At 75.9% G+C, this 17683-nt stretch carries 18 protein-coding genes; 15 read left to right on the top strand and 3 right to left on the bottom strand.

The window, feature by feature from the left end; genetic code table 11:
- The first annotated feature begins 83 nt into the window (after positions 1-83).
- The 3 genes from AB3388_RS21475 to AB3388_RS21465 are packed head-to-tail and all read left to right on the top strand — an operon-like array spanning position 84 to position 2255.
- Positions 84-1124, top strand: coding sequence for a thiamine-phosphate kinase (locus tag AB3388_RS21475; protein WP_495407349.1), 1041 nt, complete (start codon positions 84-86; stop codon positions 1122-1124).
- Positions 1108-1638 (top strand): GNAT family N-acetyltransferase, encoded by a 531-nt coding sequence (locus AB3388_RS21470; RefSeq protein ID WP_495407348.1) that lies wholly within the window; start codon positions 1108-1110, stop codon positions 1636-1638. Before AB3388_RS21475 ends, AB3388_RS21470 begins: the two co-directional genes overlap by 17 nt.
- On the top strand, positions 1626-2255 hold the full coding sequence (locus AB3388_RS21465) for a cytidylate kinase-like family protein (protein WP_495407347.1): 630 nt from the start codon (positions 1626-1628) through the stop codon (positions 2253-2255). The genes AB3388_RS21470 and AB3388_RS21465 overlap by 13 nt, the downstream gene beginning before the upstream one ends.
- 143 nt (positions 2256-2398) lie before the next feature.
- Here the strand turns inward: AB3388_RS21465 and rpmB are convergent, their stop codons facing one another.
- Positions 2399-2581 (bottom strand): 50S ribosomal protein L28, encoded by a 183-nt coding sequence (gene rpmB / locus AB3388_RS21460; protein ID WP_436277817.1) that lies wholly within the window; start codon positions 2579-2581, stop codon positions 2399-2401.
- A gap of 172 nt (positions 2582-2753) precedes the next feature.
- Here rpmB and AB3388_RS21455 point away from each other — a divergent pair, with 172 nt between their 5' ends.
- From AB3388_RS21455 to smc, 12 genes are all read left to right on the top strand, one after another.
- Entirely contained in the window at positions 2754-4361 is a 1608-nt protein-coding gene (locus tag AB3388_RS21455) for a DAK2 domain-containing protein (RefSeq protein ID WP_495407346.1), read from the top strand.
- Between the two features lie 14 nt (positions 4362-4375).
- Positions 4376-6553 carry an ATP-dependent DNA helicase RecG gene (gene recG / locus AB3388_RS21450; RefSeq protein WP_495407345.1) on the top strand — a complete coding sequence of 726 codons (2178 nt, stop codon included), beginning with the start codon at positions 4376-4378 and terminating at the stop codon, positions 6551-6553.
- A complete protein-coding gene (gene rsmD / locus AB3388_RS21445) occupies positions 6550-7104 on the top strand; it encodes a 16S rRNA (guanine(966)-N(2))-methyltransferase RsmD (protein ID WP_495407344.1) in 555 nt (184 codons plus the stop codon). The genes recG and rsmD overlap by 4 nt, the downstream gene beginning before the upstream one ends.
- Positions 7101-7604: a pantetheine-phosphate adenylyltransferase gene (gene coaD, locus AB3388_RS21440; protein WP_495407343.1), complete on the top strand. Its 504-nt coding sequence runs from the start codon at positions 7101-7103 to the stop codon at positions 7602-7604. Before rsmD ends, coaD begins: the two co-directional genes overlap by 4 nt.
- A complete protein-coding gene (locus tag AB3388_RS21435; protein ID WP_495407342.1) occupies positions 7601-8311 on the top strand; it encodes a hypothetical protein in 711 nt (236 codons plus the stop codon). The genes coaD and AB3388_RS21435 overlap by 4 nt, the downstream gene beginning before the upstream one ends.
- A gap of 105 nt (positions 8312-8416) precedes the next feature.
- On the top strand, positions 8417-9034 hold the full coding sequence (locus tag AB3388_RS21430; RefSeq protein ID WP_495407341.1) for a YceD family protein: 618 nt from the start codon (positions 8417-8419) through the stop codon (positions 9032-9034).
- Position 9035: 1 nt separating this feature from the next.
- The gene (gene rpmF, locus AB3388_RS21425) at positions 9036-9215 is read left to right on the top strand and encodes a 50S ribosomal protein L32 (RefSeq protein ID WP_495407340.1); all 180 of its coding nucleotides are present in this window, start codon (positions 9036-9038) and stop codon (positions 9213-9215) included.
- 14 nt (positions 9216-9229) lie between these two features.
- Positions 9230-10000 (top strand): ribonuclease III, encoded by a 771-nt coding sequence (gene rnc, locus AB3388_RS21420; protein ID WP_495407339.1) that lies wholly within the window; start codon positions 9230-9232, stop codon positions 9998-10000.
- 3 nt (positions 10001-10003) lie between these two features.
- A complete protein-coding gene (gene mutM, locus AB3388_RS21415; protein WP_495407338.1) occupies positions 10004-10879 on the top strand; it encodes a bifunctional DNA-formamidopyrimidine glycosylase/DNA-(apurinic or apyrimidinic site) lyase in 876 nt (291 codons plus the stop codon).
- The gene (locus AB3388_RS21410) at positions 10876-11148 is read left to right on the top strand and encodes an acylphosphatase (RefSeq protein ID WP_495407337.1); all 273 of its coding nucleotides are present in this window, start codon (positions 10876-10878) and stop codon (positions 11146-11148) included. The genes mutM and AB3388_RS21410 overlap by 4 nt, the downstream gene beginning before the upstream one ends.
- A gap of 150 nt (positions 11149-11298) precedes the next feature.
- Complete coding sequence (locus AB3388_RS21405) at positions 11299-11490, top strand: hypothetical protein (protein WP_495407336.1); 192 nt, start codon at positions 11299-11301, stop codon at positions 11488-11490.
- A gap of 86 nt (positions 11491-11576) precedes the next feature.
- Positions 11577-15149, top strand: a complete 3573-nt coding sequence (gene smc / locus AB3388_RS21400; RefSeq protein WP_495407335.1) for a chromosome segregation protein SMC — start codon at positions 11577-11579, stop codon at positions 15147-15149.
- 3 nt (positions 15150-15152) lie between these two features.
- On the opposite strand, the gene AB3388_RS21395 is transcribed toward smc, so the two are convergent.
- Both AB3388_RS21395 and AB3388_RS21390 read right to left on the bottom strand, forming a co-directional pair.
- Positions 15153-15950: an endonuclease/exonuclease/phosphatase family protein gene (locus AB3388_RS21395; RefSeq protein WP_495407334.1), complete on the bottom strand. Its 798-nt coding sequence runs from the start codon at positions 15948-15950 to the stop codon at positions 15153-15155.
- The gene (locus AB3388_RS21390; protein WP_495407333.1) at positions 15947-17632 is read right to left on the bottom strand and encodes an alkaline phosphatase D family protein; all 1686 of its coding nucleotides are present in this window, start codon (positions 17630-17632) and stop codon (positions 15947-15949) included. The genes AB3388_RS21395 and AB3388_RS21390 overlap by 4 nt, the downstream gene beginning before the upstream one ends.
- Positions 17633-17683 lie beyond the last annotated feature (51 nt).

Raw genomic sequence — 17683 nt, 5'->3', positions numbered from 1 at the left:
TTCCTGGGGCAGCGCTGCCGATGTGCTGATCCGGCCGGGTGGCGGACGACTGGAGACCTTACGGCAGCAGGGGAGGCCGGCCGGTGAGTCGACCCCGTCCGCTGGTCCCCCGGAACGACCCCGCCGACAGCGTGCGAGTTGTCGGCGAGTTCGGCGTGATCGCCCGCGTCGTCGCGCGGGCGGGCGCCGCCGCGGCCGCCGAGGTCGGGCCCGGCGACGACGCGGCGGTGGTGCGCACGCCGGACGGCCGCGTCGTCGCGACCACCGACGTCCTCGTCGAGGGGCGGCACTTCCGCCGCGACTGGTCCTCGGCCGAGGAGATCGGGCACAAGGCGGCCGCGGCCAACCTGGCCGACGTCGCCGCGATGGGCGGCGCGGCCACGGCGCTGCTGGTCGGGCTGGCCTGCCCGCCGGACACGCCGACGAGCTGGCTGGAGGGCGTGGCCGCGGGGCTCGCGGCCGAGTGCGCGCCGCTGGGTGCGGCCGTCGTCGGCGGCGACACCGTGGCAAGCGCCCCGGACAGCGCCGGCGTCGTCCTGTCGGTGACCGCGCTGGGCGACCTGGGCGGCCGGCCGCCGGTGCTGCGGTCGGGCGCCCGCCCGGGGGACGTCGTCGCGCTGGCCGGCCGGCTGGGGTGGTCGGCGTGCGGGCTGGCGGTGCTGCGGCGCGGGTTCACCAGCCCGGCCGTGGTGGTCGCCGCGCACCGCCGTCCCGAACCGCCCTACGCCGCCGGGCCCGCGGCCGCCGCGGCCGGGGCCACCGCCATGTGCGACGTCAGCGACGGGCTGCTGGCCGACGCCGGCCACCTCGCCACGGCGAGCGGCGCCGTGCTGGACCTCGACCGGGCCGCGCTGGTGCGCGCCTGCCTGGAGCCGCCGGGCCCGCTGCAGCAGGTCGCCGCCGCGCTCGGCGCCGACCCGATGGCGTGGGTGCTGACCGGGGGCGAGGACCACGCGCTGCTGGCCACCTTCCCGCCGGCGGTCGCGCTGCCCGAGGGGTGGGCCGCGATCGGCACCGTGCGGGAGGCCGGGCAGGATGCAGCCGTGCTGGTGAGCGGGCAGCCGGCGGCCGAGGCCGCGCGGGCGGTCGGAGCGGAGGGGCCGGGCCATGTCCACTTCGGCTGACGCCCTGCTGCGCGACGGCCGTGCCGTGCGGCTGCGGGCGGTGCCGTACGAGGACCCGGTCGCCCGGGAGCTGGTGGCGCGGGTCCAGCAGGAGTACACGGTGATCTACGGCGGGCCGGACGAGGCCGTCGTCGACCCCGCGGAGTTCCGCCCGCCGGCCGGGCTGTTCCTGGTCGTCGAGGTGGACGGCGAGCCGGCCGGGTGCGGCGCGTGGCGGGTGCACGAGCCGGGGGTCGTGGAGGTCAAGCGGGTCTACGTCGAGCCGGCGTTCCGCCGGCTGGGCCTGGCCCGGCTGGTCATGCGGGCGCTGGAGGAGACCGCGGCGCAGGCCGGCCACCGCGCGGTGGTGCTGAACTCGGGGCACCGGCAGCCCGAGGCGCTGGCGCTCTACGCCGGCAGTGGCTACGGGCCGGTGCCGGGGTACGGGGTCTACGCCGACGCGCCCGGCGCCGTGTTCCTCGGCAGGGAGCTGCCGACGGTCGGCCCTGGAGAGGAGTCGTCGTGGGCATCGTGACCATCTCCGCGCCCTACGGCGCCGGGGGCGCGGAGATCGCGCCGGCGGTCGCCGAGCGGCTGGGCCTGCCCTTCCACGACCGCGCCATCCCCGCGCAGGTGGCCGGGCGGCTCGGCGTCCCGGTGGCGGAGGCCGAGGCCAACGACGAGACCGTGGTGCGCGGGCTCTGGCGGCTGGTCGCCTCCCTGGGCACCATGCCCGACCCGGTGGGCGGGGTGCTGCCCGCGTCGGCCCTGCCCGACGAGCGGGCCTACCGGCAGCAGACCGAGAAGGTCCTCGCCGAGGTCGCCGACGGCGCCGGGGGAGTGGTGCTCGGGCGGGCGGGGGCGCTGGTGCTCGGCGAGCGGGCCGACGCGCTGCACGTGCGGCTGGACGGGCCGGCCGAGCGCCGGTTGGCCGCCGCGGTGGCCCGCTCGGGGCGGCCGGAGGAGGAGGTCCGCCGCGACCTCGAGGCCAACGACCGCACCCGGGAGGCCTACGTACGGCACTTCTACCGGTGCAACCCCGGTTCCGCGCGGCACTACCACCTGGTGATCGACAGCACCGCACTGCCGCTGGAGACGGTGGTCGAGCTCGTCGTCACCGCGGCGCACGCCCGGGGGATCGGCCGGCTCTGACGCCGTCCGGGAGGGGTGTGCGGAAGTGGCGCACTCCTCGCGCGGGGATGCGCCGTCGACGCGCACTCTTCGCGAGGCGGTCCACGCGAAGAACCCCGGAGGCCGGTGACCTCCGGGGTTCGCGTACGGCGACTGCCGTCAGCTCAGGCGCGCACGACCTTGCCCGCGCGGATGCACGAGGTGCAGGCGTTGATGCGCTTGCGGTTGCCCGGGGCGACGAGCGCCCGGACGGACTGGATGTTCGGGTTCCAACGGCGCGGCGTGCGGCGGTGCGAGTGCGACACCGACATACCGAAACCGGGCCCCTTGCCACAGACATCGCACACGGCAGCCACGGCGGATCACTCCCAGAGAAAATCGTTGCAGATCGGCGGTGCGCGACAGCGCCCGCACGGAAGACCGCCGAACAGTCTAGCCGGTCTCGGCGGACGGCGTCGCCGCGGGCGGCGGACCCGTGCAATTCCCGGCGATGTCGCCGCGCGTGGGTACCCTCCGGCCGTGCTGCAGGCGCTGGACGAGGCCGCGGCCGGCCGGTGGTGGCGGGCCGCGTGCGCAGCCCTGTCCGAGTCCCGCGGCCGGCTCGACGACCTCAACGTCTTCCCGGTGCCCGACGGCGACACCGGCACCAACCTGCTGCTCACCGCCGAGGCGGCGCTGGCCGCGCTCGACGAGGCCGGAGAGGACCCCGCCGAGTCGGTGTGGACGGTCATGGCCCGCGGCGCCGTCCTCGGCGCCCGGGGCAACTCCGGCACGATCCTCGCGCAGCTGTTCCGCGGCCTGGCCGACCAGCTCGCCGGCGAGGGTCCCGCCGACGGCCCGACGTTCGCCCTCGCGATGCAGAAGGCGGCCGACACCGCCTACACCGCCGTCGCCGACCCGGAGGAGGGCACGTTCCTCACCGTGGCCCGTGGCGGGGCCCGGGCGGCGATCGCCGTCGTCGACGAGGGCCGCATCGGGCTCGCCGACGTGGTGTGCGCCGCCGCCGACGGCGCCCGGGCGGCGCTGGAGGGCACCATCGACCAGCTCCCCGCGCTGCGCGACGCCGGGGTGGTGGACGCCGGCGGCGCCGGCCTGTGCCTGCTGCTCGACGCGCTGGTCAGCACGGTCACCGGCGTCGAGCCGGCCCGCCCCCCGCTGACGCGCCGCCCGCCGAACCGCGCGCACGGGCACGGCGACGCCCCGCACCAGCCCCCGGCCGGCCCCGGCAGCGAGGTGCAGTACCTGCTCGCCGACGCCGACGAGGAGGCGGTCGCCCGCCTGCACGACCGGCTCGCCGCCCTCGGCGACAGCCTCGTGGTGGTCGGCGTGGACACCCCCGAGGGGCGGGCGTGGAACGTGCACGTCCACGTCAGCGACGTCGGCGCCGCGATCGAGGCCGGCATCGAAGCGGGGCGGCCCTACCGGATCTCGGTCACCCCGCTGGCGCCGATCCGGCCACCGGCGCCGGTGCCCGGCACGCGCGCGGTCGTCGCGATCCTGCCGAGCACGGGGCTCGCCGAGCTGTTCACCGGTGAGGGCGTGCGGGTCATCACCTGCGGCCCCGACGGCGTCGCCGAGGACGACGTGCTCGCCGAGATCCTCGCCTGCACCGCGGCCGACGTCGTCGTCCTCCCGAACGACGCCGGGCTGACCGCCCTGGCCTCGCGGGCCGCCGAGCGCGCCCGCGACGAGGGCCGGGACGTCGCCGTCGTCCCCACCCGCTCCCCGGTGCAGGGCCTGGCGGCGATCGCCGTCGCCGACTCCGGCCGCCGCTTCGGCGACGACGTGATCGCGATGGCCGAGGCCGCGGCGGCGACCCGCTGGGCCGAGGTGACGATCGCCGACCAGGAGGCGCTGACCTCCGCCGGCCGCTGCTGGCCCGGCGACGCGCTCGGGTCGGCCGAGGGCGACGTGGTGATCCTCGGGCCGGACCTGACCGCCGTCGCCTGCGAGCTGCTCGACCGGTTGCTCTCGGCCGGCGGGGAGCTGGCGACCCTCGTGGTGGGACCCGACCCCGAGGTGGGCGACACGGTCGCCGCCCACCTCGCGGCCGCCCACCCCACCGTCGAGGTGACCCGCTACGACGGCGGGCCGGCCGGGGTGCTCCTGCTGGTGGGGGTCGAGTGAAGGTCGGCATCACGATGGACACGCCGCTGGCGAAGGTGCTCGGCGCCAAGACGGCGGAGGCGATGGAGTCCTCCCTCGAGCTGAGGACCGTGCGCGACCTGCTGCGGCACTACCCGCGGCGCTACGCCCGGCGCGGCGAGATGGCCAAGCTGGAGGATCTGCAGGTCGGCGACCGGGTCACGGTGCTGGCCCGCGTCGAGCGGATGAACACCCGCCCGATGCGCCAGCGGCGCGGCTCGCTCACCGAGGTGACGGTGTCCGACGGCGCGAACTCGATGCAGCTGGTCTTCTTCAACCGCAAGCACCCGAACCTGGCGGTGGGGGCGTGGGGCCTGTTCGCCGGCACCGTCGGCCAGTACAAGCAGGAGAAGCAGTTCGCCCACCCCGACTTCCACCTGCTCACCGGCGATGAGGACGAGGACTGGGCGCGGGCGCTCATCCCGATCTACCCGGCGACCAAGGACGTCTCCAGCTGGGTGCTGCAGCGCTCGATCAAGCTGCTGCTCGACACCCCGGGCGGCCTCGGCGCGCTGGTGTCCGACCCGCTGCCGGACGAGATCCGCGCCCGTCACGGCCTGCTGTCGCTGGGCGCGGCGCTGCTCGACATCCACCGGCCGACGTCGATGGACGACGTCGAGCGCGCCGCCGACCGGCTGAAGTGGGACGAGGCCCTGGTCCTGCAGCTCACCCTCGGCGCCCGCCGGCGCGCGGCCGCGCTCGAGCCGGGCGTCGCCCGCGCCCGGAAGCCCGGTGGCCTGCTCGACGCCGTCGACGCCGCGCTGCCGTTCACGCTCACCGACGGCCAGCGGGCCGTCGGTGACGAGCTCGCCGAGGAACTGTCCGACGAGCAGCCGATGCACCGCCTGCTGCAGGGCGAGGTCGGCGCCGGCAAGACCGTCGTGGCGCTGCGCGCGATGGCGCAGGTCGTCGACGCCGGCGGGCAGGCGGCGTTGCTCGCGCCGACGGAGGTCCTCGCCGCCCAGCACTACCGCGGCATCTCCGCCCTGCTCGGCCCGCTCGGTCGCGCCGGTGAGCTCGACGGCGACCCCGACGGCACGCGCGTGGTCCTGATGACCGGCTCGCAGAAGGCCGCCGCCCGTCGGGAGGCGCGGGCCGCGGCGGCCGACGGCAGCGCGGGGATCGTCATCGGCACGCACGCCCTGCTGCAGGAGAGCGTCGACTTCGCCGACCTCGGCCTGGTCGTCGTCGACGAGCAGCACCGCTTCGGCGTCGAGCAGCGCGACGCGCTGCGCGCCAAGGGCAACAAGCCCCCGCACGTGCTGGTCATGACGGCCACGCCGATCCCGCGCACGGTCGCGATGACGGTGTACGGCGACCTGGAGACCTCCGTCCTGCGTCAGCTGCCCAGCGGCCGCGGTGGGGTGGCCTCCTCCGTCGTCCCGGCCGCGGAGAAGCCGAGCTGGCTGGGCCGGGCGTGGGAACGGCTGCGCGAGGAGGTCGCCGCCGGCCGGCAGGCCTACGTCGTCTGCCCGCGGATCGGTGAGGACGGCGCCGACGCCGACGAGCCCGACGCCGAGGACGGCGCCCCCGCCGGTGACGAGGGCAGCAGTGAGCGGCGGCCCCCGCTCGCCGTCCTCGACGTCGCCGAGGCGCTGCGCGAGGGTCCGCTGGCCGGGCTGCGGCTCGACGTGCTGCACGGGCGGCTGACCCCGGAGGACAAGGACGCCCGGATGCGCGCCTTCGCCGCCGGCGAGATCGACGTCCTGGTCGCGACGACGGTGGTCGAGGTGGGCGTCGACGTGCCCAACGCCACGGTGATGGTCGTCATGGACGCCGACCGGTTCGGCGTCAGCCAGCTGCACCAGCTGCGCGGCCGGGTCGCCCGCGGCAAGCACCAGGGGCTGTGCCTGCTGGTCACCGAGGCACGCACGGCGTCCGCGAGCGGCGTCCGGCTGGCCGCGGTGGCGGCGACCTCCGACGGTTTCGAGCTGGCCCGCCTCGACCTGGAGACCCGCCGGGAGGGCGACATCCTCGGTGCCGCGCAGTCCGGCAGCCGGTCCGGGGTGAAGCTGCTCTCCCTGCTCGAGGACGAGGAGCTCATCGCCACCGCCCGCGCCGAGGCGCAGGCGCTGCTGGAGTCCGAGCACGGCCTCGCCGACCACCCGGGCCTGGCCGCGGAGGTCGCCAGGCTGGCCACCGACGAGCGCGCGGAGTGGCTGGAGAAGGCATGACCCGGCTGATCGCCGGGGAGGCCGGCGGGCGGCGGCTGAAGGTCCCGCCGACGGGCGTCCGCCCCACCGGCGACCGCGCCCGCGAGGGGCTGTTCAACTCGCTCGGGTCGCTGCTCGACCTCGACGGCGCGCGGGTGCTCGACCTCTACGCCGGGTCCGGCGCGCTCGGCCTGGAGGCGCTCTCCCGCGGGGCCGCGGAGGTCGTGCTGGTCGAGTCCGGACCCCGCGTGCTCCCGGTGCTCCGGGCCAACCTGGCCGCCGTCGGGCTGCCCGGCGGGCGCGTGGTGGCCGGCTCGGTGCCCACCGTGCTGGCCGGGCCCGCACCCGCGCGGTTCGACCTCGTGCTCGCCGATCCGCCCTACGCCACCCCGGTCCAGGAGGTGCTCGGGGTGCTGCGGGCGCTGATCGCGGGTAGGTGGCTGGCCGACGACGCCGTCGTCGTGGTCGAGCGGTCGAGTCGCGAGGAGCCCTGGGAATGGCCGACACCCCTGGCCGGACTGCGCGACCGCCGCTACGGAGAGGCCCTGCTCCGGTACGGTCGCCTGTCGTGAGGCGCGCCGTCTGCCCCGGATCCTTCGACCCGGTCACCAACGGCCACGTCGACGTCATCAACCGCGCGGCCGGCCTCTACGACGAGCTGGTGGTGGCCGTCCTGGTCAACCCCGGCAAGGCCGGCCTGTTCCCCGTCGAGGAGCGCATGGAGCTGCTCCGCGACGCCGTCGCCGGGCTGCCCAACGTCACCGTCGACAGCTTCCAGGGCCTGCTGGTCGACTACTGCCGCAGCCACGACATCCCGGTGATCGTCAAGGGCCTGCGCGCGGTCAGCGACTTCGAGTACGAGCTGCAGATGGCGCAGATGAACCGCGAGCTCGCCGGCGTCGAGACGCTGTTCGTGCCGACGGCGCCGCAGGTCGGGCACCTGTCCTCCAGCCTGGTCAAGCAGATCGCCCAGTTCGGCGGCGACGTCTCGAGCCTGGTGCCCAAGGCGGTCCTGGACCGGCTGCTGGTGCACCGCGAGCAGGCCCGGCAGGGCGAGGGGACGACGTCGTGACGCGCGGAACCGGCCACCAGAGCGAGGTCGTCTACCGGCTGTACGAGACGGTCGACGAGCTCACCACCGTCATCGAGAACGCCCGCAGCGTGCCGATGTCGGGCTCCTGCATGGTGCCCCGCGACCACCTGCTCGACCTGCTCGACGACCTGCGCGAGTCCCTTCCGGCCGAGGTCCAGCGGGCCGGGCGGATCGTCGAGCAGCGCACCGAGATCCTCGAGCAGGCGCAGGCCGAGGCCGAGCGGCTGACCGAGCACACCCGCGCCGAGAGCGAGCAGCTGGTCGCGACGGCCCGCCGCACCCGCGACGAGGTCCTCGGCATGGCGCGCCGGTCGCGCGACGACCTCATCGCGCAGGCGCAGGGCGAGGCCGAGGAACTGCTCGAGCAGGCCGAGGCCGAGGCCGAGCGGATCGTCGAGGAGGCCCGCCGCTCCGCCGAGGCGCTGCTCGCCGAGGCCGCGGAGCAGCAGGCCCAGGCGCTGGCCGCCGCGCAGGCCGAGCACGAGCGGCTGGTCACCGAGACCGAGGTGTACCAGACCGCGGTCGCCCGCGCGGACGAGCTGGGCGCGCAGACCGTCGCCGACGTGACCCGCATGCGCAGCGAGGTCGACGAGTACGTCGACACGCGGCTGGCCGACTTCGGCGGCACCCTGGAGCGCATGCTGCGCTCGGTCGAGGCCGCCCGGGGGAACCTCCGTTCCTCCTGACCGGACGGAGACTTCCCGTCGTCGGGTAGTCTTCTAGACCGGTCCGAGCGCCGGCGGCACCCCGCCCAGCCGGCCGACCCCCCGATCCCGACCGCGAGTACCGACATGCCTGCCGCAGTTCCGCACCGCACCGGCGCCGCGTCCTCCGACGCGCGGCGTCCCGCAGGCAACCCCTGGGTCGTCGAACTCCGGGAACTCGGCCGCCGCGCGGGCTCGATGCAGCAGCTCGAGCGGACGCTGCCCGCACCCGAGGGCTGGCGGGTCGAGCTGATCGGCGTCCCCGAGGGGGCCGAGGTCGCGCTGCGGCTGCGGCTGGAGTCGGTCATGGAGGGCGTGCTGGTCTCCGGGGAGATCGACGTGCCGCTCGTCGGCTCGTGCGCCCGGTGCCTGGAGCCGGTCGAGGACACCCTGGAGCTCGACGTCCAGGAGCTGTTCGCCTACGAGGGCAGCACCACCGAGGCGACCAGCGAGGAGGACGAGGTCCGCCTGGTCGAGCACGACCGCATCGACCTCGAGCCGATGATCCGCGACCTCGTCGTCCTGAGCCTGCCGCTCTCGCCGGTCTGCTCGGAGGACTGCTCCGGCCTGTGCGTCGACTGCGGCCAGCGGCTCGACGACCTCCCGGCCGACCACTCCCACGAACTGCTCGACCCCCGCTGGGCCGGACTCGCCGGCCGATTCGCTTCGTCGCCCGATGGTGACGACAACTCAGAGGAGAACTGACGTGGCCGTTCCGAAGCGGAAGATGTCCCGCGCCAACACCCGCTCCCGGCGGTCGCAGTGGAAGGCGACGGCCCCGTCGCTGACCCCGTGCCCGAACCGTGCCTGCGGCGAGCTCAAGCCGCCGCACCAGGCCTGCCCGAGCTGCGGCCAGTACGCCGGCCGCCAGGTCCTCTCGGTCTGATCCCGCCGGCCGCCGTGGGGAGCCCCGTCGCCGAGCCGTCCGCACCCGCGGGTGCGGACGGCGGCACCTCCCCGGCGGGGCAGGCGCACGCCGACCGCGCGGCCGCCTGGCTGCACGACGCCCTCGGGGTCGTGCTGCCCGGCGGCCTGCTGGCATTGGCGCTGACCCACCGCTCCTACGCCTACGAGAACGGCGGGCTGCCCACCAACGAGCGCCTGGAGTTCCTCGGGGACTCCGTGCTCGGGCTGGTCGTCACCGACGAGCTCTACCGCAGCCAGCCGGACCTGCCCGAGGGGCAGCTGGCCAAGCTGCGCGCCTCGGTGGTCAACATGACGTCGCTGGCCGGGGTCTCCCGGGGCCTCGGCGACGGCGGCATCGGGCCGCACCTGCTGCTCGGCCGCGGTGAGGAGACCACCGGCGGGCGTGAGAAGGACTCGATCCTCGCCGACGCCCTCGAGGCGCTGATCGGCGCGATCCACCTGGGCCGCGGCCTGGACGTCGCCGCCGCGATCGTGCACCGGCTGTTCGACCCGTTGCTGGCCGAGGCCGCCACCCGCGGCGCCGGTCTGGACTGGAAGACCAGCCTGCAGGAGCTCGGCGCGGCCCGCGGTCTCGGCCCGCCCAGCTACCTGATCGAGGACGACGGCCCCGACCACGCCAAGACGTTCACCGCCGCCGTCGTCCTCGCCGGGACCGTGCACGGCACCGGCAGGGGCCGCACGAAGAAGGCCGCCGAGCAGGAGGCCGCCGAGGCCGCCTGGCGCACTCTCTCCGCGGAGGGCTGAGTCGTGCCCGAACTGCCCGAGGTCGAGGTGGTGCGGCGCGGGCTGGAGCAGTGGGTCGCCGGGCGCACCGTCGCGTCGGTCGAGGTGCGCCACCCGCGCGCCGTGCGCCGGCACCTCGAGGGCACCGAGCACTTCGTCGCCGCGCTCACCGGCCGCACGCTGACCGCGGCGCACCGCCGCGGCAAGTACCTGTGGCTGCCGGTGGCCGAGCCGGACGGCGCGCCGGGCGATCGGGCGCTGGTGGCCCACCTGGGCATGAGCGGTCAGCTGCTGGTCGAGAAGCCCTCGCAGCCCGACGAGACCCACCTGCGCGCGCGGTTCACCTTCACCGACGGCGGCCGGGAGCTGCGCTTCGTCGACCAGCGGACCTTCGGCGGCCTCGCGGTGGAGGACTCGACCGGCGACGGCATCCCGCCGCGGCTGGCGCACATCGCCATCGACCCGCTCGACCCCTCCTTCGACGAGGCGGGGTTCAGCGCCGCGCTGCGGCGCCGGCGCACCGAGGTGAAGCGGGCCCTGCTCGACCAGACGCTGATCGGGGGCGTCGGCAACATCTACGCCGACGAGGCGCTCTGGCGGGCCCAGCTGCACGGCGCCCGCCCCACGGACAAGCTGACCCGGGCGCAGGTGGGTGCCGTCCTCGAGGGCGTCCGGGACGTGCTCGGGGAGGCGCTCGCGCAGGGTGGCACGTCGTTCGACTCGCTCTACGTCGACGTCAACGGCCAGAGCGGGTACTTCTCCCGGTTCCTGGCCGTGTACGGGCAGGCCGACCGCCCGTGCCCCCGCTGCGGGACGCCGGTCCGCCGCGAGGCGTTCATGAACCGCTCCAGCTACAGCTGCCCGCGCTGCCAGCCGCGGCCGCGCTCCCGCCGGTCATGAGCGACGTCCGCACTCTCGCCGTCGTCTCGGGCCACGTTCAGGGCGTCGGCTACCGCTACTTCGTCCGCGGGCTGGCCGACGCGGCCGGTCTGACCGGCTCGGCGCGCAACCTGCCCGACGGCCGGGTCGAGGTGGTGCTCGAGGGCCCGTCGACGGCGGTGAACGCCGTGGTGGCGCAGCTCGACGGTCCCCGCGCGCCCGGCAGCGTGACCCGCGTCGACGTCCGCAACGAGAGTGTGCAGGGAGGGGCGGGATTCACCGTCGCGTGACGAAGATGACACACCCGGGACACGGTGAGTAGGCAGTCTGGACGTTGACCTGCGTCTGCGGTCCTGTCACCCTTGTATCACCACTCCCGCGCCGACCGCTTCCCGGGGCGCCGGGTCACCAAACCGCTCGTCGGAAAGGCCGCCACAGTCATGGCAAAGGCCCTGTTCGGTCACCTCGTCGCACCTGTAGAGCTCCGAGTAGCCGAGGAGAACGCCGTCCTCCGGTCCAAGGTGCGTCGACTGGAACAGGAAGTCGCTCAGCTGCGTGCCGAACGCGACGCGCACATCGCCTCCGAGCTGCTGTCCCTGGCCGGCGAGAGCGCCGAGCCGGCGCTGGCCTGAACTCGTCCGTCACAGCGACACCACCGCACTCTCCGGCCCCTGATTGCCGGGGGTAGCTGCGTGTTTCCGGCTAAGATCCACTTTCTGTGCACCTGTCGAGCCTGACGCTCAAGGGCTTCAAGTCCTTCGCGTCCGCGACGACCCTGCGCCTGGAGCCGGGGATCACCGCCGTCGTCGGCCCCAACGGCTCGGGCAAGTCCAACGTCGTCGACGCCATCTCCTGGGTTCTCGGGGAGCAGGGCGCCAAGAGCCTGCGCGGCGGCAAGATGGAGGACGTCATCTTCGCCGGCACCGCCGGCCGGCCGCCCCTGGGCCGGGCCGAGGTGACGCTCACGATCGACAACGCCGACGGCGCCCTGCCGATCGCGTACACCGAGGTGTCGATCACCCGCCGCATGTACCGCTCCGGCGAGAGCGAGTACGAGATCAACGGCGACAAGGTCCGCCTGCTCGACGTCCAGGAGCTGCTGTCCGACTCGGGCATCGGCCGGGAGATGCACGTCATCGTCGGCCAGGGGCAGCTCGACGCCGTCCTCTCCGGCCGGCCGGAGGACCGCCGCGCCTTCATCGAGGAGGCCGCCGGCGTCCTCAAGCACCGCAAGCGCAAGGAGAAGGCGCTCCGCAAGCTCGACGGGATGCAGGCCAACCTCGACCGCCTCGCCGACCTCACCGCGGAGCTGCGCCGCCAGCTCAAGCCGCTCGGCAAGCAGGCCGAGGTGGCCCGCCGCGCGGCGTCGGTGCAGGCCAACCTGCGCGACGCCCGGCTGCGGCTGCTCGCCGATGACCTCGCGCAGCTGCGCGAGTCGCTGGAGAAGGACGTCGCCGACGAGGCCGCGGCCCGCGCCCGGCGCAGCGCCGTCGAGGCACAGCTGGCCGACGCGTCCCGCCGCGAGTCGGGGCTGGAGTCCGCGCTGGCCGCCGACGCGCCGCGGCTGCAGAGCGCGCAGGACACCTGGTACCGGCTCTCGGCGCTGGGCGAGCGCTTCCGCGGCGTCGCGCAGCTGGCCGCCGAGCGCCACCGGCACCTCTCCGCCGCCGCGCCGGCCGCCGGCACGGGCCGCGACCCCGACCAGCTCGAGGCCGAGGCCGACCGCGTCGCCGCCACCGAGGCCGAGCTCGCCGCCGGGCTGGAGGCCGAGCGCGGCCGGCTGGCCGCCGTCGTGAAGGAGCGCGCCGAGCTCGAGTCCGCGCTGACCGACGCCGAGCGCGCGGTCGTCGCCGCCGCCCGGGCGATCGCCGACCGGCGGGAGAAGCTCGCCCGGCTCTCCGGCGAGGTCGCCGCGGCCCGTTCCCGGGTCACCGCGGGGGAGGCCGAGATCGAGCGGCTCGCGCTCGCCGCCGGTGAGGCCGCCGACCGCGCCGAGGTCGCCGCCGAGCGGCTGGCCGACCGGCGCGGGCAGGTGGCCGAGCAGGAGGACACCGACGTCGCGCTGGTCGCGGCGCACGAGGACGCCGTCGCCGCGCACACCGCCGCCGCGAAGGCCGTCGCCGAGCTCGCCGAGGCCGAGCGCGCCGCCGAGCGGGACCGCGCCTCGTGGCGGGCCCGCCGCGACGCCCTCGCGCTGGGCCTCGCCCCGGCCGACGGCGCCGCCGCCGTGCTGGGCGCGGGCCTGGCCGGCGTGCTGGGCCCGGTGGCCGAGCAGCTGTCGGTGAGCCCCGGCTGGGAGGTGGCGCTGGCCGCCGCGCTGGGCGGGATGGCCGACGCCGTCGTCGTCGCCGGCGTGGCCGAGGCCGCGGCCGCGCTGACCCACCTGAAGGAGACGTCGGGCGGCCGCGCCGGGCTGCTGGTCACCGCGGGCCTGCCGCCGGTGCCGCGCGACGGCTGGCCGGAGCTGCCCGAGGGCGTCCGCTGGGCGCTGGACCTGGTGACCGCGCCGGAGGACCTGCGCGCAGCGCTGGCGCGGGCCCTGGAGCGGGTGGCCGTCGTCCCCTCGCTGGACGCCGCCGTCACCCTCGTCCGCACGCACCCCCGCGTTCGCGCCGTCACCGCCGGCGGCGACCTGGTCGGCGCCGACTGGGCGGTCGGCGGGCAGGCCGACGCGCCGTCCGGGCTCGAGCTGCGCGCCCGGGTCGACGAGGCGGCCGCCGAGCTCGGCCGCGCCGAGCAGCGCGCCGCCGAGCTGGCCGAGCAGCTGTCGGCCGCCCGCGAGGTGGCCGTCGCGCGGTCCGCCGACGTCGACGCGGCGCTGGCCGCCCGCCAGGCCTCCGACAAGAGCCGCTCCGCCGAGGCCGCCGCGCTCGCCGAGCTGGGCGCCGCCGCCCGGTCGGCCGCCGCCGAGGCCGAGCGCTCCGCCGCCGCCCGGGTGCGCGCCGAGCAAGCGCTCGAGCAGGCGGTCACGAAGCTGTCCGAGCTGGAGGGCCGGCTGGCCGCGGCCGAGGCCGAGCCGGTAGAGGAGGAGCCCTCCACCGAGGCGCGCGACCGGCTGCGGCTGGAGGTGGCCGCGGCCCGGCAGGCCGAGACCGAGGCGCGGCTCGCCGTCCGCACCGCGGAGGAGCGGGCCCGGGCGCTGTCCGGCCGCGCCGAGTCGCTGCGCCGGCAGGCCCGGCAGGAGCGGGCCGCCCGCGAGCGGGCCGCCGCGGCCCGCGCCGCCCGGGAGCGCGGGGCGCGGGTCGCCGCCGCCGTCCGGGCCGACGCCGAGACCGCGCTGGCCGCCGTCCACACCTCGCTGGCCCGCGCGGCCGCCGAGCGCGACGAGCTCGCCACCGCCCGCACCGGCCGGGAGGCCGAGCTGCTGGAGGTGCGGGCGCGGGTACGGGCCGCCACCGCCGAGCTGGACCGGCTCACCGACGAGGTGCACCGCGACGAGGTGGCCCGCGCCGAGCAGCGCTACCGGATCGAGGCGCTGGAGACCCGCGCCGCCGAGGAGTTCGGCGTCGACCTGCCGACACTGCTCGCCGAGTACGGGCCGGCCGCGCCGGTGCCGCCGGCACCCGAGGAGCTGGCGGCCGCCGAGGCGGCGGGGAAGCCCGAGCCGGACCCCACGCCCTACGACCGCGCCGTCCAGGAGCGGCGGGCGGCCAAGGCCGAGCGGGACCTCGCCACGCTCGGCAAGGTCAACCCGCTGGCCCTGGAGGAGTTCGCGGCCCTGGAGGAGCGGCACGGCTTCCTCGCCACGCAGCTCGAGGACCTCAAGAGCACCCGCCGCGACCTGATGACCGTCGTCCGCGAGGTCGACGAGCGGATCCACGACGTCTTCGCGAGCGCCTTCGCCGATGTCGCGCGCGAGTTCGAGCAGGTCTTCGCCACCCTCTTCCCGGGCGGCCAGGGGCGGCTGGTGCTCACCGACCCCGAGAACATGCTGACCACGGGCGTCGAGGTGGAGGCCCGGCCGCCGGGCAAGAAGGTCAAGCGGCTCTCGCTGCTCTCCGGCGGCGAGCGCTCGCTGACCGCGGTGGCGCTGCTGGTGGCGATCTTCCGGGCCCGGCCGTCGCCGTTCTACGTGCTCGACGAGGTCGAGGCCGCGCTGGACGACGTCAACCTCGGCCGGCTGCTCACCCTCGTCGAGCAGCTGCGGGCGACGTCGCAGCTGATCATCATCACGCACCAGAAGCGGACGATGGAGATCGCCGACGCCCTCTACGGCGTGAGCATGCGCGGTGACGGCATCACCGGCGTCATCAGCCAGCGGCTGCGCGAGCCCGAGCTCGAGAGCGCGTAGGCCCTACACCCCCGAGGCGATCTCAAGGTCGACCACGAGCGGCAGGTGGTCCGACGCCCCCTGACCGTCGAGGACGCGGGCCGAGGCGACGGCGACGCCCTCGGTGACCCACGCCTGGTCGATCCGCCGGTGCGGGGAGCCCGCCGGGTGGGTGAAGCCCGCGTCGTGCCGCCAGAACCGCCAGCCCGCGCGGTCCTCGCGGTCGCGGGCGACGGCCCAGGCGTCGGTGAACAGCGGGCGCAGCTCGGCCAGCTCCGGCGCGTCGGGGGTGGTGTTGAAGTCGCCCACGACCACCCCGGCCTCCATGGCCCCGGTGTGCAGGCCGGCCACGGCGGCCAGCTGCGCGGCCCGCTCCCCGCCGCTGCGGGTCAGGTGGGTGTTCGTGACCCACAGCGTCCCGCCGTCGAGCTCGAGGAGCGTCCGCAGCGCGGTGCGCGGCTCGCCGCCGCCCGGCAGCCGGTGGACGTCGCTGACCAGGATCGGCAGCCGGGAGAGCAGCGCGTTGCCGTACTCCTTGTCCGGGCGGTCGTCGCCGCGCTCCTCCTCGATCGCCGGCCCCCACGCCAGCTGCATGTCCAGGGCGCGCGAGAGCAGCAGCGGCTGGTCGACCTCCTCGCTGCGCGGCCCGTAGTGCCGGTCGACCTCCTGCAGGCAGATCACGTCGGCCTCGGCCGCCTGGAGCACCCTCGCCAACCGCGGCAGGTCGAACCGGTCGTCGGCGCCGACGCCGTGGCGGATGTTGAAGGTGACCAGCCGCACCGGGATCGGGGGCTGGTCCGGGCCGGGCGCCGGCTTGGTCATGACTCCAGCGTGTCAGGCCCGGTGAGCGGCACGTCGAGGACCTGTCGCAGCCCCTCCTCCCGGCCGCCGTCGTGGTCGGTCAGCCAGAGCACGAAGCGCGCCTGCCGGCCGTCGAGCACCAGTTCGCCCAGCTGGTTGCCGAAGAACGGGCCGGCCTGCTTCTGCCAGGTGAGCGCGCTCGGTCGCACCCGGGCGAGCCGGGCCAGGCCCGCGGTCAGGTTGCGGGCCCAGCGGCTCCAGCCGATCCGGAAGCCCACCTGGATCGGGTGCGGCGCCTGGTTGTGCAGCGGCGACACGGTCAGCTGGTGCACCCGCGTGGTCAGCCCCTCCGGGCGGACCAGCTCGGCTGCGTAGGCGTGGTGGACGTCGCCGGAGAGGACCAGCGCGCTGGCCGGCGGCCGGCCGTGCTCGCCGCGGGCCAGCGAGACCAGCGCGGCGCCGAGCCGCTCGAAGGACGCGCCGAACGCCGCCCAGTGCTCGAGGTCGGCGGCCTGGCGCAGCTTCTCCGCCAGCCGCCCCAGCGGTCGGCCCTCGTGCCGCACGTTGAGGGTCTCGTTCCACCGCTCGAGCTGGTGGATCGCCGGGGGCAGCAGCCACGGCAGCGAGGTGCCGATGACCAGGTGCTCGACGCCCTCGTCGGCGGCCCGGCGCATCGCGGCCTCGACCCAGTCGAACTCGGCGTCGTCGAGCATCCGCCGGTCCTGCTCGTCGAGGACGCGGCCCGCCCGGCTGTCCACCATGATCATGCGGGCGTCGCCCCAGTGCCGGACGTAGCTCCAGCGGATGCCCGCCGGCTCCGCGTCGGCCCGCTCGGCCATCTCGCACAGCAGCGGTTCGGCGTCGTCGTCGTCCTCGGGGAGGGCGAGGACGGCCTGCCAGGTCTTGTTGTCCGCCAGCTCCTGCGGACTGAGGTTGCCCAGGTGCTGGTAGACCCAGTAGCTGACCAGCCCGCCGGTGATCCGCGGGCGCCACCAGGCCTGCGGGGTCACCTCCCGCCGCCAGGCGGCCGAGGTGTTCCAGTCGTCGATCATCTCGTGGTCGTCGAAGATCATGGACGACGGGACCGTGGAGAGCAGCCAGCGGACCTGCGGATCGCTCCAGGACTCCGCGTAGAGCCGGGTGTACTCCTCGAAGTCCGAGACCTGGGCGTCCTCCGGCACCTCCGCGCCGCGGCGCAGCCCCAGCCAGCGGCGGGTGTGCGGGGTGAGCTCGTCGGCGTAGACCTGGTCCCCGAGGAGGACCAGCGCGTCGGGCCACTCGTCCTCCGGCGTCTCCGCCATCCGGAGGGCGTAGGCGTCGAGCGCGTCCGGCGGGATGCCGTGGCGGACGTCGACCGTCGTCGGTGAGGCGTAGCGGCAGGAGCCGAACACGATGCGGAAGGGCCCGGGCCGGCCCGCCGTGCGGATCCGGCTCTGCGGGAAGGGCGACTGCTGCGAGGGCCACACCCGCGCGCCGTCGAGGTGGACCTCGTACGGGGTGGTGCTGCCGGGCTCGAGGTCCTCGACGACGACCAGCCCGTAGTGGTGCCCGCGCACGCAGAAGGTCCGCGCCGTCCGGCCGAGCACCGAGACCTCGCAGGGCCGGTCGGTCTCCACCCAGACCGTCGCCGAGACCGGGTCCACGTGCCGCAGCAGCGGACCGAGGAGAAGCGCGGGGACGTCGTCGTCGGCGGGTGCGGTCATGCCCGCCACCCTTCCTCACGGACCCGTGTTGCGCCCAGGCGTGGCGCGGGC

This window comes from Geodermatophilus sp. SMS 5-13, from assembly GCF_059428245.1.
The sequence above is the reverse complement of the archived record's forward strand: the minus strand, read 5'-3'. Positions and strand labels throughout refer to the sequence as shown.